Raw genomic sequence first — 16,555 nt, forward strand, 5'->3', positions numbered from 1 at the left:
TATGAATAAACCACTTCCTTTCCTGGTGAAATTGGCCCTGGTGCTCTTTTCTATGATCAGTTTGGGGTATCTGCTCATGCTTGGGAAAACCTTATTTGCCCCGATGTTTTTCTCCTTCCTGATAGCGTTGCTGTTATTGCCTTTTGCGAAATTTTTCGAAAAAAGATGTCGCTTTAAGAGAAGTCTTGCCACGGTTACATCGGTATTGCTGATGCTGATCATCTGTTCCGCGGTTATTGCTTTTTTCAGTAACCAGGTAAAATCATTTACTAATGACTGGCCGCTGTTGCAACAGCAGGGACAGTTGGCCTTTCATAATGCTCAGGAATGGGTTGCGCAAAAGTTCCACATCAACTTTTCAAAACAGTGGAATTATATTAACCAGGGGATCGACAAATTGTTTTCAACCAGCGCCACTATTGTAGGTACTACACTTTCGACGGTTTCCTCCACCTTTATATTTTTGACGTTTACGCTGCTATTTACTTTTTTTATTTTAAACTACCGGAGGGTATTGTATGCGTTTCTGATCTCCGTATTTAGTGATGATCATAAGGAGCGTGTGGAAGAGATCGTTAATAATGTAAAATCGATCATCAAGAAATATATCACCGGGCTGTTAATTGAAATGTTGATTGTTTCCCTGGCGCTGATCATCATTCTTTCCCTGCTGGGAGTAAAATACTCGGTGTTGCTGGGGTTCATGGGAGGCGTATTCAATGTGATTCCCTACCTGGGCATCTTTACTGCTTTATTGCTGAGTAGCCTGGTAACCTTTGCTACTGTTGGCAGCGGAAAAGTATTACTGGTGGTCATTGCATTTATTGTGGTGCATGCCATCGACAGCAACCTGGTGATGCCGCTTGTGGTAGGATCAAAAGTAAAATTGAACCCGATGATCGCATTTATAGGGATCATTGTGGGCGAAATGCTTTGGGGGATCTCCGGCATGTTTCTTTGCATTCCTTTTCTTGCTATCATAAAAATAATCTTTGACCGGGTCCCGGGGCTTCACGCATGGGGAATATTAATGGGAGAGGAAGGGGCGCTGGAAGGCGGCAAACAACGGCTTCCTGTAACAAAAAAACAATAGCGTTTTCTGTTTCCCGATAATATTCTATTATTGCCATAATAAAAAGTTTAGCATGCGATATATTTTAGTAGCGGTTGCGGTAATATGTGTAATTACTTCCCGGGCACAGGATGTGAGTCTGGCGTTGCAGCAGGAGCCTCCCATGACCGAAAAACAAAAGCTGGCCCAATGGGATCAGTTGCAAGGGAGCGTTCATGTTAGTTTTGCCAACAGCAACCGGCGGTATGCATCCGATCGCGTGCCTTCGATATCAGTAAAGAATGAAGAAACATTGGTTGCCTGGAAAGGCGAAAAAGTGCATACGCAGGTAGCAATATGGGCGGCTGCACCGGTTAATGCGACGGTTCGTGTAAGTGATCTTAAAGAAAAGAACGGGGCTGTTATTCCCAAAACTATTATCAGCACGGGCTTTGAGGAGTTTGTGATTACAGACGAGTTCCGCAATGGTTGCGGTTACCGCAAACCGGAGGATTTTGATTCCTCCCTTGTTGCCGACGCGATCCATTTTGATAAGCAGTTGGGCGTTATTCTTAAAAACCAGGTACAACCGGTATGGGTAAGCGTGCAGGTCCCCGCAACCGCAAAGGCAGGTAGTTATGAAGGAACACTTACCATAACCGCTGGGAAAACTTATAGGCTAAAGCTGAAAGTAAACGTATTGGATCGTGTATTGCCGCCACCGTCCCAATGGAACTTTAATCTCGATTTGTGGCAACATCCGGCGGCCATAGCTCGGGTGCATAAAGTGCCGCTTTGGAGCGAAGCGCATTTTACTCAGATGCGCCGGTATTATACAATGCTGGCCAATGCCGGACAAAAATGCATTACGGCCAGCATCGTGGATGAGCCCTGGGGACACCAGACCTATGACGATTACCCGAGCCTGATCCGGTGGACGCGTAAGAATGATGGCAGTTGGCGGTTTGACTATAGCCTGTTTGATAAATATATTTCCTTTGTGATGAGCACCGGTATCAAAGAGCGCATCAATTGTTATAGCATGGTGCCCTGGAAAGTGGCTTTCCGGTATTATGACGAACAACTGGGGCGGGATACGGTATTTACGGGCAAGATCGGGTCCGATGCGTATAATGCTTTCTGGACGCCCATGCTGAAAGATTTTACCCAACACCTCAGGCAAAAAGGCTGGTTTGACAAAACAACCATCGCCATGGACGAGCGGCCTATGGAGGCGATGCAGGCGGTGATCCGTTTGTTAAAAGGCATCGACAAAGACTGGAAGATCGCCCTGGCAGGGGAATATCACGCGGAGATCGAAAAGGATATTTATGATTATTGTATTGCCTCAAAGCATCAGTTCCCGGACAACATTTTAAAAGAGCGGCAGCAACAGGGTAAATTAAGTACCTGGTATACCTGTTGCACGGAAAAATATCCGAATGGATTTACCTTTTCGCCTCCGGCAGAGCATGTATGGATCGGCTGGTACACCGCTGCTAAAAATATGAATGGTTACCTCCGGTGGGCCTACAACAGTTGGGTGGAACATCCGGAAACCGACAGCCGGTTCCGTTCCTGGCCGGCGGGCGATACCTACCAGGTATATCCCGGGCCGGCAAGCTCCATCCGTTTTGAAAAGCTGATAGAAGGCATCCAGGACTTCGAAAAAATAACGGTTCTAAGAAAAGCGTATACCCAAAAAGGTGCAATGGGAAAATTGAATCAACTGGAAGCAGCGTTAAAATCCTTCGAAATTAAGAAGCTGGAAAAACAACCGGCTGAAGAAATGGTGCTGAGCGTAAAACGGTTGGTGAATGAGTGAGCTATAAAGGCCACGAATCCTCCGGAGGCGGACACAGTTCCATCGTTCTGCGTTGCAGCATGATTTAAGGATACAACGAAATTTTTTAAACCATAACTTGTCCCGCACAGCGGGATAGATACATAGGATATATAGATAACAGGAGACATAAAACACATCAGCGATGTTCCCCGCGGCGGCGGCGGGATTCTATGCCGCCTTAAATGCCATGATTTCTACTGTGCCTATGTGTCCGCCCGGATGAACTCCGTTCGGACGGAGTTTAAAATCAGTCTAAACGATTAACACCGCCAGGGCGCGAAGCCGCGAGGATTTTAATTTATTGTCGCCTTAGCGTTCTGGCGGTTAAATAACTTTTTCTGTGGGAACTACGATCTTCTATGAAAACTGTTCTTGCTGAATAGGAGGGGGCTCGGCGAGCGGCTGTTTTTCACCTTCTTCCGTTAAAAATTCTTCCCGTGCAAGTTTTGCTGTTTTATGCGCACCGGTATGGCTCCACCCGGGAGGCATCAGGCAATAAAGGATTTTATTTTTCAGGCCGGGCGCTTTGTAAACATCTTTAGCCAGACAAACGATCTCGCCAAAATACGCATCCAGTACATTGTGCGGGTTCATTTGCCGGGTAATGCCATATTCAATTTTAATGTCGGTACGCTCATCCTGGTAGGTTTTAAAAACCTTATCCCAAATGTTCAGCAGGTTGCAGAAATTGGTATCCATATATAACGGATTTTTGGCATGGTGCACCCGGTGATGAGAAGGCGTTAAAATAATTTTGTTCAGGAACCCGAGGCGACCATTCTTCAACCCATTTTCGCCAAGATGAATAAAGGATCCCCAGAATCCGTCAATAAACATGATAAAAAATAACAGGCCTGGATTTACGCCCATTAGAATGCAGATCGACGTACGGATCACATCTGCATAAGGGGCCTCCAAAAAGAAATGCGCAAAATTAACAAACAGGTTCATATGCTGCGGCGCATGGTGCGTGGAATGCAGGCACCATAAGATCCGTACTTTATGCGCCAGGTAGTGGTAAATAAAATGCGAGAATTCCCATACGATATAGCCATAGATCAGCCAGTACCAGGTAAAGGTTGTTTTGAAAATAGCAAAGCGTTCAAACAAACCAATACAAAAAGCAACGGCGGCAATAGAAATAAATCTTGAGATAAAACGATTCAGCACAAACACCAGAAAGGGCATGCTGTAATCCTCAATTTTAAAACGCTTGTAAAACGCTGCGCGGATGATCTCCAATAATAACAGCAGCGGAATGATGGGGTAGATCAGTTTTTGTATTCCGCCCAAAGTGGCCAGGGAGCTGTAATCACCTTTTTTAACAATTTCAATAATACCGCTCAAGCCAAAAAAACGAATAATTTCACTATACAATGTATCCCATATACCCATAACGGCTCCTGTTTTTATATTACAATCGTGTGCACATAAAAATAACCATTTTAATGTAAAATGGTTATTAAAATAGGATAGGGCCTGCTTTTAGTCTTGTTTATGGATCTCGCTGCTGTAATGGAATTCAATATCCGGGTTATTGGTGATTTCTGTATTCAGAAACCATTCGCTTTGAGCCAGGTACACCACATTGCCGTCTTTATCCTCGCCGCTGTTGGCCAGTTTGAATTTTGTAAACTCCTCCAGTTTTTTGGGATCCTTGCTGGTGAGCCAGCAGGCTTTATAAAAAGGCAGCGCCCTGAATTCAACCGAAGCCCCATATTCATGCAGCAAACGGTACTGGATCACTTCAAATTGCAGTTCACCCACACAGCCAATTATTTTTTTTGTACCGCCAAACTGAGTAAAAAGCTGGGCGACTCCTTCATCCGTCAGTTGCAACAGTCCCTTTTCTAATTGTTTGGTTTTTAGTGGATCCTTATTGATCACCTCTTTAAATATTTCAGGAGAAAAGGAAGGGATACCGGTAAAATAAAAATCTTCCCCTTCGGTTAGCGTATCACCAATTTTGAAATTCCCCGTATCAAACAAACCCACCACATCGCCGGCATATGCATCCTGGATGATGCTTTTATCGCGTGCCATAAAAGAGTAGGGGTTGCTAAAACGCACTTCCTTATCCAACCTTACATGGTGGTAATACTTGTTGCGTTCAAATCTTCCGGAGCAGACCCTGAAAAAGGCGATCCGGTCGCGGTGTTTCGGGTCCAGGTTGGCATGGATCTTAAAAATAAAGCCGCTCAGCTTTTCTTCTTCCACATCCACTTTCCGTTGGGTGGTTTCCCGGCTTAAGGGGACGGGTGCAATGCGGATGAAAGTGTCCAGCATTTCCTTTACTCCAAAATTATTAATGGCGCTGCCAAAAAATACCGGCGATACTTTTGCTGCAAGATAGTCTGCCACATTCAGTGCACCGTTCACGCCGTCCACGAGCTCCACATCTTCGCGCAGGGTAGCAGCATCCTGGGTTCCCAGGCGGGTTTCCAAAACCGGGTCATTAATGTCGGTAATATTTAAGGTGTCTTCCTCATCGGCCTTTGTATTGGCGGCGAACAGGCGCAGATTCTTATCAGATAAATTATAAACACCTTTAAAATCCTTGCCGCTGTTGATAGGCCAAGTCATGGGGTGCAGGGAGATGTTCAGTTCCTTTTCTATTTCTTCCAAAAGATCAAAACGGTTCTTCCCGTCGCGGTCCATTTTATTAATGAAAACAATTACCGGCGTATCGCGCATGCGGCATACTTCCATCAGGCGGCGGGTTTGTTCCTCCACGCCATTTACGCTGTCCACTACCAGGATAACGCTGTCTACCGCGGTCAGCGTACGAAAGGTATCTTCAGCAAAGTCCTTGTGACCCGGCGTATCCAGCAGGTTGATCAGTATGTCCTGGTATTCAAAGCTCATTACAGAAGTGGCAACGGAAATACCGCGCTGCCGCTCAATCTCCATAAAATCCGATGTGGCAGATTTTTTTATTTTATTGCTCTTCACTGCACCGGCCACCTGTATCGCTCCTCCGAACAACAGGAATTTTTCCGTCAGCGTCGTCTTTCCCGCATCCGGGTGACTGATGATCGCAAACGTGCGCCGGTGCGTGATTTCGTCATGATATTTCATAAGGGCGCGAAGATAAGAAGGTTTCCCTGTTTATTGGAGAGAACTCCCTTTGGCAACTGTTTTTTATCGGGTCCGGCAGCAGTAGTACCAGCCGCTTCCCTGGAGCCGCAAGCGGGATCGCACTCGTCGGCTGCAGTACTGCTATGAACGGGCACTAAAACATGCCCGGCATTGGTTTGCTGGTGGGACACAGAAGACTGAGGCGACATGCAGTAGAATTGTACTATTCCTGTCACACAAGCCTCCCGGTCGCCAGAAAACCGACAAAGAAGTAAACGTATAAAATGATGCAGGTAAAAAGAAAATGTTATGCGCCCGGCAGAAATAATAAACTTCACATGTTGGGAAGTTTTCGTAGCTTTGTAGCAACCATGAAAATAACCAATAAGGATAAGCTGGATGCTTTTGTTTCAATACTCACGGACGCTATTGGGGCGGTAGACCGATTTTGTTGGCGGTTTAATGGATATAAGATTTTGCGGCACCCACGCTCAATACGATAAAATAAAAGACATTGAAAATATTTGAGTTATGAAAAAACAATTTGAAGATCTTACAGAAATAACAGATAAAAAGACCTTTGAGAATGCGAGAGTTTATTTTGAAGAACTGATACAATATGCTACTAAAAACGGGTATTTGGCTGAATTGGATGCCGATAATAAGTATACCCGTGAAATGGGGCGTATAGGCGGAATGATTGCTGATTATGAAAGCCTTTACATGAAGTTTAAACATCTTAAGGTCAAAAACCCACTCATCATCAGCATTGAAAAACAGATGCAGAAAAAGGATCTGAACCAGCGGCAAACGGCTGCATTGTTGGAGGTTAAAGAAAACACGCTTAGCCAAATAATGAGCGGCAAACGCGGCGTTTCCATGCAGATGGCCAAACGCCTGTATAGTGTGCTGAAAATAGACCCCAAAACGATTATTGAATTTGCGTAATGATGAGTAGAAAAGGTGTCTGGAATAGTATTGCTTTTTTAATTTTATTATTGTTGGTAATCGCATTTATTGTTGCCAGGAATAGAACTCAAAGGGAATTAAAGAGCAAAGGTATTGTTGTAAATACAACAATTACGACTGCCGTCACCGGCGGAAGAACAGAAGGCGGATTTAGATGCGCGTTCAATTATAAAGGTGAAAGAATTGAGTTGTTTACCCCCTCATCAGTTAAAAGGGGACGTTTCAATTTAGTTGGCAAAACGTTTCCCGCGATGTATCTTCCGAATACTTCAACTATTGAAATTCTTATCAAGCCTCAGGATTTTGAAAAATTCAATATCCCTTATCCTGATAGTTTAAAAAGATTTCTTGACTACTAAATTATTTCTAATACGGCTGCCCAGTTTTTTTTGACAGTATTTGAATGATTTTTATATTTTTTTCCTTACTTTTGCACCCGCTTCAGAAACTGAAAAGCTTCTGGACTATAAAACCGGATTCGGGAAGTAGCGCAGGCCGGTAGCGCACCTGGTTTGGGACCAGGGGGTCGCAGGTTCGAATCCTGTCTTCCCGACAAAAAGGTCACTGATACATTTCAGTGGCCTTTTTCGTTTTTGGGGTTCGGCTCCTTATGGGTCAACTGATTATTTTTAATACCCTAATCGGGCACCTCGAAATCTGGATTTATACCTTATAAGATGCCGGTAAAACAGCTAGGCTCTTTTCTTTTTCAAGCAGTCTTTTGAGCAAAACGGCCTGGTTTTGTGCCCGCACCAGGTTATGCCCTTCGTATTTAGCGCCATAATACCGGTCGTTATTCAAATGATCGGTAAGAAAACGCAGCGCCTGCATATAGATCATAAATAATCCCGAATAGAAAAAATGCTCTTTCTCTACCTGGGTCAATTCATCATTCATCTGCTCGAGATAGCCCTGCACAATAGCTTTATAATAAGCATCCCGTACCTCTATCTTATCAAAATCTTTTTCCTCCTCGCTTACAGGGCTTAAATACGTACGCATCATATCGCCCACATCACTTATAAAATAACCGGGCATAACGGTATCCAGGTCAATCACACAAATCCCTTTGTTATTTTTGTCAAACAGCACGTTACTGATCTTGGTATCATGATGGGTAACTCTTTTTTTAAATCCCGGGTCTTGTTTGATCGCTTCAAACCGGTCTGCTATGCCCGAATGACTTTTTAGCTCGCTGATCAACGCTGCAGCGGCGGTTATCCGCTCCCCGTTGCCCGTTTCCAGTGCCTCCAGGAATTGCCGGTACCGCAGGGAAAGATCATGAAAAGAGGGTAACGTTATTTTTAAACGATCCACGTCAATGCCCGAAAGTACTTTTGTAAACAATCCAAATTGCTTTGCAGCTTCCAGGGCCTGGTCCGCATCCCCGACTACGTCAATAGAATGACTGCCGGCAACAAAGGGGAACAACCGGTAATAGCCATCTCCATCAATAAGCAACAGCGTTGAACCGTCTGTAGTTCTGACCGGTGCTACAAAAAAATAATTTTGACCTGTTTGGGTTAAGTAGTTTTCAATGAGATCCAAATTCGAGGCAATATCTTCCGGATGGGTAAAAACGTTATTGTTTACTTTCTGCAAAATAAAATCTCCGGCTGCATTTCGTAGTATCCACGTATGATTGATAAGCCCGTTGCCAAAAGGCGTTAAAGAGCATTCGGACATTTTTAACCCGAAACCGGCAAGTATTCTATCCATAAATAGGTTTCAAAAAGATAAATGTATAAAAGAATGTTTAGAAAAAAATGTGAAAAGACGTGCAAACGATTGACCTGGTTAATTAAAAACAAGCACCGCTTCCATCTGCATGTTTTGGAAAACGGGAGTGGGGAGCTCGGCCGCTTCATTTTTATGATTGAGGATATGCATCATCATCTTCATGGCGGCTTCGCCCTGTTTGTAGGGGAATTGATCAACAGACACCACCGGTGGGAAAGCAGTATGTTTATTCACAGAAATATTAGCGTAGCTGGCAAACAAAATTTCTTCATTTATTTTAATGCCGTTGCTTAATGCACATTTGACCGCATCCATATGCACATAGTCGTTAAAACTTATAATAGCATCAGGTGGTTTTTTAAGAGACAGCAAACGGGTGATAGCCTGGTGCGTACCCAGCTCAGAAAAATCCGTTTGCTCCACCATTTGCATGTCTACCTTCAGTTTCCTGCGGGAGATCCCTTCTATATAGCCATCCAACCGTTCTTTGGAAGCAATCAGCGCTGCGGGCCCATTGATAAAGGCAATTCTTTTGCGCCCCTTTTTAAACAGCCATTCAATCATATTCACTGTGCCCTCAAAAAGGTTGCTGTATACTTTATTTACATTGGCAGTAGAAGGCACCCGGTCAAAATAAACAATGGGAATATTATAAGCGTCCAGCACTTTTAAATGATCATTTTTATTGGTTTCTTTTGATAAGGATATGATCAGCCCATCAACCCGCTGGCTTTTCATGGCGTCCACTACCTGTTTTTCCTTGTCAATGCTATCATAGCTTTGCCCAAATAAAATGGTATAGCCGTTGTCCATTGCGATGGCTTCAATGCCGCTGATCCCTTTTGAGAAAAAATCTTCGTAGATCAACGGAACGATCACGCCAATAACATAACTTTTTTTCTGTTTGAAAAAAATAGCTTTTGAATTAGGCTCATAATGCAGCGCTTTTGCCAGTTCTTTAACTGCCTCCTTCGTTTTTTCACTGATCCGGGGATGATCGCTCAGCGCCCTTGAAACCGTGGACACCGACACGTTGAGTCGTTTTGCTATTTCTTTTATGGTGGGAATGGACGCGCTCACTTTTAAAAATACTTATTTTTTATGCTCCTCCCAACAAATCTATTAATTTTTAGACAAGTGGCGGTTTATTAGTTTAAAATAAGGCATGGTTGGCTTCATCAGGCCCTTTCGGTGAAATAATTCGCTACTTTTAGGGCACTTCTGTTGAAGCGGTTGTTGCAAAAAACGATTTGTTGCAGTAGCATTTATTTTGAATATGTTTTGGACAAAAGATAAAGAAGCGCGGTCATTCCAATTGCTTACACACTATATGCGGCAATGGCAGTTGAAAGCTAATGGTGCTTATTTTTTTTCTTATGCCAGCCTGCTGCAGCCTGCGTGGTATAGTGGGCAAAAAGCGCTGCTGAAAATATCCCTGGAGGAAGAGGAGCAATTGGGCGGATTGTTAATGCAATGGTGGAAGGGTAATGGCGCGGCCCGGGTATTGCAATATAGCGGGGAGGCCTTACTGCTTGAATGGGTTGACGGCGGGCGCTCACTGAAACAGATGGCCGAGAACGGGCAGGATAATGAAGCAACGCGGATCATCTGCCAGACAGCCAACCTATTACATGCGAAACGCACGGAACCCTTGCCTCAATTGATCGATTTAAATGATTGGTTTTATACGTTATTCCATTCCCGCGAAAAATACGGCGACCAGTTTGCTGCAAGTATGCAAATAGCCAGGCAGCTTTTACAGTCGGCAACCGCTAAAAAAGTATTACATGGCGACCTGCACCATGAAAATATTTTATACAGCGAAGAGCGGGGCTGGTTGGCTATTGACCCCAAACGATTATATGGCGAAGCGGGTTTTGACTATGCCAATTTATTTTGCAATCCCACCAAAGCGGTGGCCCTGGCTCCCGGCAGGCTGGAGCAGCAATTAAAGATCGTTTGCAGCGAGGCTCCCATTACACAGCAGCGGATGCTGCAATGGATCGTAGCATGGACAGCTCTTTCGGGCTTATGGCTGCTGGATGTTGGCGAAGACGCCTTTGTAACACTAACCGTTAATCAAATAGCGCTGACCCTCTTAAGCCCTTGAAAATATTTTGCGATTATGCCTGGCAGATCCGCAAGATCCATGTATCACAAAGCGTTCTTCCTGCCATTGGGGCGAATAGGCGCGTCTGCAAGGACGTTACACAGACTTAATGCGGGTTTTAAAACTTGTGTATTTATATTTGAGCCGGAATCTTTATCTTAACTCTCGTTCCGGGATGGTAAGCACTTATTCATATAATGAACCCGAATTATTGAGGCGTATAGCGCAGGGAGATGAACGTGCGTTTGCCCGGGTGGTTGATAAATATACGCCTGTCGTTTATCCGCATCTGTTGTCCTATCTTAAAAACACGGAAAAAGCGGAAGAAATAGCGCAGGATGTTTTTCTGAGGGTTTGGAAAAACCGGCAGAAGTTGGACCAAATAGAGAATTTTCCGGGATATGTTTATATCATTACGCGCAACCGGGCGAAATCAGCCTTAAAAGAGCTCCTTTCTGATCCGCGCCAGACTCCGATTGATCCGCTCCAGGATCTTTTTGCCCATCCTCAATCGGTTTCCGTGGAAGTGAAAGAATTATCAAACGTACTAGGGAAAGCAATCGAAGCGCTTCCCTGCCGCCGGAAAGAAGTTTTTATGCTAAGCAGGATGGGGCATTTTACCTATGAAGAAATTGCAGACCAACTGGGCATTTCAAGAAGTGCCGTGCGGCAACATATGGTTCAGGCGCTGGTGTTTCTGAGAAGCTATCTGAAAGAGGCGCTGGGAATAATCGTTTCACATGCCGGATGGATCATATTGCTCTGCGATTTGCTGCTGCGTTAAAAAAAATCATAAGCGACCTGTCCTCTGAATTAAAAACGGGGTTATATATAATGAACGCATGAAAGAACGTACGCTTGAATATTATATTGAACGCCACATGCAGGGAACGATTACCCCGCAGGAGCGGGCTGAACTGTTGCGTTTACTGGAGGATCCTGCCGGAGATGAACAATTGAATGGGATCATGAACGAACAATTAGACCAATGGCAACAAAGCGGTCTTTTGTTTGAAGAAGTAAGTAAAAGAATACAGCAAGCGCTTTTAACCAAAATTGCAACTGAAGCCAGTCCCGTTCGCCCACGAACAAGCGTAAGGATTTTGAAGCGGCAATATTGGCTGGCGGCTTGCCTTATAGCTTTGCTGGGCCTGGGGTTCTATTTTTACAGGAAAACTGTTAATAAGCCCCTGCTAACTGCTGTACATACTCCAAAAGATATACAGGCGCCTGCTGTCAACCGTGCGGCAATAACGCTGTCGGACGGGCGTCGGATCTTTTTGGATAGTGCCGGCAACGGGCAGTTGGCACAGCAGGGCAATACTGCTTTAATAAAACTGGCCAATGGTCAGATCGCTTACCAGGGCACCGATAAGAACTTATCAAAGCAAATGCAGTACAATACCCTCACCAATCCCAGGGGGAGTAAAGTAATTGATATGCAATTGGCCGATGGCTCGCATGTATGGCTCAATGCAGGCTCTTCTATTACTTTCCCCGTTGCATTTGCTGGTGACGCACGTAAAGTAGCGTTAAAAGGAGAGGGCTATTTTGAAATAGCCAAAGTATTGATTTCCGGGGCTCCTGCTTCGGGGAGGGCGCACGAGGGAAAGCGGCTGCCATTTATTGTTGAAGCCAATGGCATAACAACAGAAGTATTGGGTACACACTTTAATGTAAATGCCTATGAAGACGAGCCGGAAACAAAGGTAACGTTGCTGGAGGGGCAGGTTCGTGTAATGCATAACACCCAAAGCATCATGCTAAAGCCCGGTCAGCAGGGTATTGCCAGTGCTTCGGCATTAAGCCTCCAGCCTTCGGCTGATCTTGCGCAGGTGATGGCCTGGAAGAGCGGTTATTTTTATCTGGATAATGCCCCTTTTGAGGAAGTGATGCGGCAGTTGAGCGCCTGGTATGATATAACGGTAGCCTATCCTTCGGGTGTTCCAAAAGTGGAGCTGTTTGGCAAGATGGGGCGTGATCTGAGTTTGATAGAAGTATTGCAGAACTTTAAAGAGGCAGGCATTCAATGGAAGTTGGACGGTAGAAAATTGATCATTCAAAAATAAGTTTAAAAACAACAGTATGAGAGAGAAAACCTGACAGGTACCGGGGCAACAAAAAGCCGGAAGTGCTACCAACACCCCCGGCATGTACTTGAGTTGACCCCAGCTAGAATTTTTGCGGATTCCATTTGTTTTTCATCAACCCAAAAACCTGTCCGCCGGTTAGGCGGACGCATTACGAAATTATGCAATTGTTTGCAAATTGGAGGGCATTGCCCCATTGTTGGCAAAGGGACCTTCGATCATTAAAACTAACGGCGCCTGCCGTCACCGGCAAAAGCGCCGGCTTTCAATGCCGGGAAATGAGCCGGCAACTAATAAAGATAATCTTAATCATGAAGCTTACCGCGCTGCTAATATTAGTCGGTTGTTTACAAGTAAGTGCCCGTGTTCATTCCCAAACGATAAATTACTCGGGGCAAAATGTGCTTTTGCGCGATGTTTTTGCAACTATCGAGAAGCAAACGGGATACATGATCTCCGGCGATACAAGGGCGCTTAAAAATACAGGGCGGGTTAGTATCGTCGCCCGTAATGAAACGCTGGTACAATTCCTGGACCGGCTGTTAAGAGAAACGCCGGTACAGTATTCTATAAGTAAAAAAACAATTTTTTTATTCCGCCGGCCGGGTTTTGAAAAAAAAGAAGACAAACGTATCCCTTCTGTAGCGCCCCCCGCATTTATACTCATCCATGGTATGGTTACAGATAGCGCCGGTGCGCCTTTGAACGGCGCCACCATTACCGTTAAGGGAACCGCCAGGTCTACCAAAACCAATATCAGCGGGCAGTTTTCCATTGAAGCCGCCACGGGGGATATACTGCAGGTATCCTTTGTGGGATATGTAGCCAAAGAGCAGCCGGTTACAGGAGATATGATCACTATCCGTTTATCACGTGCGCAATCCGAACTGGACCAGATAGTGGTAATTGGTTACGGTAGTGTAAAGAAGAAAGATCTTACCGGCGCTGTGTCTGTAGTAAAAACGGAAGATCTTCAGAATATTCCCGTTCCGCGCGTAGATCAGATGCTTGCAGGTAGAATTGCCGGCGCCGAATTTGTATCTACCGATGGCCAGCCGGGTTCAGGTACCTCTGTGCGTATCCGCGGTTCCCGGTCTATTACAGCCAGCAACGAACCCCTGTATATCGTAGATGGGGTAATGGACGGTATCAATAATCTGAATGACCTGAATCCTTCCGATATTGCCAGCATCAGCGTATTAAAAGACGCATCCTCCACAGCCATTTACGGTTCCCGCGGCGCCAATGGCGTAATTATTATTACAACCAAAAGCGGTATAGATCGCGGCGGCAAAGCGGATCTTAACTTAAGGGTAAGTCATGGTTTTGCAGAAATGGCCAGTTACCTGGACCTGATGAACGCCACTGAATTTGCCCAGTTGCTAAACGACCGGTTTTATTTCCAGAGTACCGCAAATCAAAGCCTGCCCTTATCTGCCTACCCTTACCCCGACCCGCTTTCATTGGGAAAGGGCACCGACTGGCAACGCACGGTAACGCACCATGCTCCGTTTTCTAATTATGCACTGTCGGCCTCGGGAGGAAATAAAAATTCGCAGTATTATTTTTCCGGTAATTATGATGATATCGGTGGTGTTATAATCAACAGCGGGATGAAGCGGTACCAGGCGCGTCTGAACATGGATCAAACAATAAGCAAATACGTAAAGGCCGGGCTGCGTTTAAGCTATTCCGCTACGCGGAGAGACCAGCCCATGACTTACACCGGTGCGTATGCCAACTGGAGCAGTACCTATATCATGATTGCTCCCATCGTTCCGGCTTATGGCGCAGATGGTAACCTGAACAACTGGAATTCACAACAGTATTCCGGGGGGATCTACGATTCTCCGCTGGCCCAGGTACTGTTGAGAAAGAATACCACCAATGACGGAAGCCTGAGCTCTATGTTCTACATGGAAGTAAGGCCCATAAAAGATGTATTACTGCGTTCCACCATTTCCTACTCGAACTATCTTATGAATGGCGATGCGGAAATACCCTCTACCATGCCCACCCGGGCGGCAAATGGCAGCGGCGCGCTTATTGCCAAAAGCGAGAGTAGAAATACCGGTCTTTTAAATGAGAATACCATTGGGTACAAACATAATTTCGGATCAGACCATCACTTCGATGCTTTATACGGGTTCACCATACAAAAACAGAAATTCAATAGCATGAACGTTGGCGGCAGCGGCTATTTTATTGATGAAACCGCGTTGAATGATATAGGATCCATTCCCGACAAGAATAACCTGACAGTTGGTTCATCGGTGCAGATCCAAACCCGCATGTCGCACCTGGCGCGTGTTAATTATAACTATGCCGAAAAATATTACCTTACAGCTACGATGCGGAAAGACGGCGCTTCTAACTTCGCATCCGGTAATAAATGGGGTTATTTCCCCTCGGCCGGATTCCGCTGGAATGTACTGAAAGAGGGTTTTATGAAAAACAGCAATATCGATGAATTTGGTATCCGCCTCAGCGCCGGTATGGCAGGTAATGATGCCATCGCCCGCTATCAATCACTGAACCGGCTCAGCTCCACTACCTCCGGATATTTGTTTGGAGGCGCGCAGCCCGTGGCTTATTACCCAACAAGCATCTCTAATGACGGCCTTAAGTGGGAGAAGACCACTACCTATAATGCCGGTGCTGACCTTTCATTTTTTCACAAACGACTCAATATTACCCTGGATGCTTACCAAAGTAAAACCTCCGATCTGCTGCTGACCGTGCAGTTGCCTACACAGACCGGTTTTTCTACAAGGTTGATGAATTTTGGTAAAACATCAAACAAGGGGGTTGAGCTTACCGTTAGTTATGATAATATCCGCTCCCGCAATTTTAATTGGTCCACGTCTTTCACCATCGCACACAACTCCCAGCAAGTGGACGATGTAGGGTTATTAGGCCGGGTGGTAACCAATACCTACACCTATGGTGCGCAATACATGATCAATGGTTATGAAAAGGGAATGCCGCTAAACGCTATCTATGGCTTTCAATATGCCGGTGTTTGGAAAAACCAGGCGGAAATTGATCAAAATAAAATCGATAAGAAATATGTGTCTGCTTCTACAGGATTTTATACGCCTGGAAGACAGCGCTACATTGATCAGAACCATGATGGCGTGCTGAATACAGACGATGAGGTGTACTTAGGCAATTCGGATCCTATTGTGTATGGCGGGCTTCAGAATACCTTCCGTTATAAAAAAGCGTTTCTTTCCGTTTACTTTAATTATTCCTGGGGGGGAGACCTGTATAATCCTGTTGAAATGTTTATGGGAACGGGTACCTACCTGAATAACCAGTTCCGTTATATGGTGAACGCCTGGAACCCCGTGCGCAATCCGGATTCCGATATCCCAAGAGCCGATTCAAAAGATGATATTCCTAATGACCGTTTTGTACATAACGCGTCCTTCCTGCGTCTGAAGGCTGTATCATTGGGCTATACTTTTGACCTTTCACGCATTACCGCCCAAAAACTGAAATCAATAGCGCTTTCGGTAAATGGCAGCAACCTGTTCCTGTTGAAATATTATAACGGTTTCGATCCTGAAGTTTCCACACAAAGCGGCGGTTCCACGCTGCGCCGCATCGACAACGGCGCCTATCCTCCGAACCGGACGATAACTTTTACCGCTGAAATTAAATTCTGA

The 16,555-nt window shown here is 45.1% G+C and carries 13 protein-coding genes and 1 tRNA gene; 9 read left to right on the forward strand and 5 right to left on the reverse strand.

Annotated features, from left to right (window positions below):
- Window position 1: 1 nt before the first annotated feature.
- Both NIASO_RS03440 and NIASO_RS03445 read left to right on the forward strand, forming a co-directional pair.
- Entirely contained in the window at window positions 2–1,093 is a 1,092-nt protein-coding gene (locus tag NIASO_RS03440) for an AI-2E family transporter (RefSeq protein WP_008583474.1), read from the forward strand.
- 52 nt (window positions 1,094–1,145) lie between these two features.
- Window positions 1,146–2,876 carry a DUF4091 domain-containing protein gene (locus NIASO_RS03445; protein ID WP_008583472.1) on the forward strand — a complete coding sequence of 577 codons (1,731 nt, stop codon included), beginning with the start codon at window positions 1,146–1,148 and terminating at the stop codon, window positions 2,874–2,876.
- Window positions 2,877–3,254: 378 nt separating this feature from the next.
- On the opposite strand, the gene NIASO_RS03450 is transcribed toward NIASO_RS03445, so the two are convergent.
- From NIASO_RS03450 to NIASO_RS03460, 3 genes are all read right to left on the reverse strand, one after another.
- Entirely contained in the window at window positions 3,255–4,292 is a 1,038-nt protein-coding gene (locus NIASO_RS03450; protein ID WP_008583470.1) for a sterol desaturase family protein, read from the reverse strand.
- Between the two features lie 90 nt (window positions 4,293–4,382).
- The gene (locus NIASO_RS03455; RefSeq protein ID WP_008583469.1) at window positions 4,383–5,975 is read right to left on the reverse strand and encodes a peptide chain release factor 3; all 1,593 of its coding nucleotides are present in this window, start codon (window positions 5,973–5,975) and stop codon (window positions 4,383–4,385) included.
- A complete protein-coding gene (locus NIASO_RS03460) occupies window positions 5,972–6,184 on the reverse strand; it encodes a hypothetical protein (RefSeq protein ID WP_025298675.1) in 213 nt (70 codons plus the stop codon). Before NIASO_RS03460 ends, NIASO_RS03455 begins: the two co-directional genes overlap by 4 nt.
- 322 nt (window positions 6,185–6,506) lie before the next feature.
- Here NIASO_RS03460 and NIASO_RS03470 point away from each other — a divergent pair, with 322 nt between their 5' ends.
- From NIASO_RS03470 to NIASO_RS03480, 3 genes are all read left to right on the forward strand, one after another.
- The gene (locus tag NIASO_RS03470) at window positions 6,507–6,923 is read left to right on the forward strand and encodes a helix-turn-helix domain-containing protein (protein WP_008583467.1); all 417 of its coding nucleotides are present in this window, start codon (window positions 6,507–6,509) and stop codon (window positions 6,921–6,923) included.
- Window positions 6,923–7,303, forward strand: coding sequence for a hypothetical protein (locus NIASO_RS03475; protein ID WP_008583465.1), 381 nt, complete (start codon window positions 6,923–6,925; stop codon window positions 7,301–7,303). The genes NIASO_RS03470 and NIASO_RS03475 overlap by 1 nt, the downstream gene beginning before the upstream one ends.
- Window positions 7,304–7,423: 120 nt before the next feature.
- A tRNA-Pro gene (locus NIASO_RS03480) sits at window positions 7,424–7,497 on the forward strand.
- A 110-nt stretch (window positions 7,498–7,607) separates the two neighbouring features.
- Here the strand turns inward: NIASO_RS03480 and NIASO_RS03485 are convergent.
- The gene (locus NIASO_RS03485) at window positions 7,608–8,663 is read right to left on the reverse strand and encodes a phosphotransferase enzyme family protein (RefSeq protein ID WP_008583463.1); all 1,056 of its coding nucleotides are present in this window, start codon (window positions 8,661–8,663) and stop codon (window positions 7,608–7,610) included.
- 78 nt (window positions 8,664–8,741) lie between these two features.
- Entirely contained in the window at window positions 8,742–9,764 is a 1,023-nt protein-coding gene (locus NIASO_RS03490) for a LacI family DNA-binding transcriptional regulator (protein ID WP_008583461.1), read from the reverse strand.
- Window positions 9,765–9,960: 196 nt separating this feature from the next.
- On the opposite strand from NIASO_RS03490, the gene NIASO_RS03495 reads away from it, so the two are divergent.
- From NIASO_RS03495 to NIASO_RS03510, 4 genes are all read left to right on the forward strand, one after another.
- Complete coding sequence (locus NIASO_RS03495; RefSeq protein WP_008583459.1) at window positions 9,961–10,794, forward strand: aminoglycoside phosphotransferase family protein; 834 nt, start codon at window positions 9,961–9,963, stop codon at window positions 10,792–10,794.
- Between the two features lie 139 nt (window positions 10,795–10,933).
- Window positions 10,934–11,578: an RNA polymerase sigma factor gene (locus NIASO_RS03500; RefSeq protein ID WP_168128481.1), complete on the forward strand. Its 645-nt coding sequence runs from the start codon at window positions 10,934–10,936 to the stop codon at window positions 11,576–11,578.
- A gap of 58 nt (window positions 11,579–11,636) precedes the next feature.
- Window positions 11,637–12,863, forward strand: a complete 1,227-nt coding sequence (locus tag NIASO_RS03505) for a FecR family protein (RefSeq protein ID WP_008583455.1) — start codon at window positions 11,637–11,639, stop codon at window positions 12,861–12,863.
- A 422-nt stretch (window positions 12,864–13,285) separates the two neighbouring features.
- A complete protein-coding gene (locus tag NIASO_RS03510; protein ID WP_394332357.1) occupies window positions 13,286–16,555 on the forward strand; it encodes a TonB-dependent receptor in 3,270 nt (1,089 codons plus the stop codon).

The organism is Niabella soli DSM 19437, from assembly GCF_000243115.2.
In the GTDB taxonomy this organism is placed as follows: Bacteria; Bacteroidota; Bacteroidia; order Chitinophagales; family Chitinophagaceae; genus Niabella; species Niabella soli.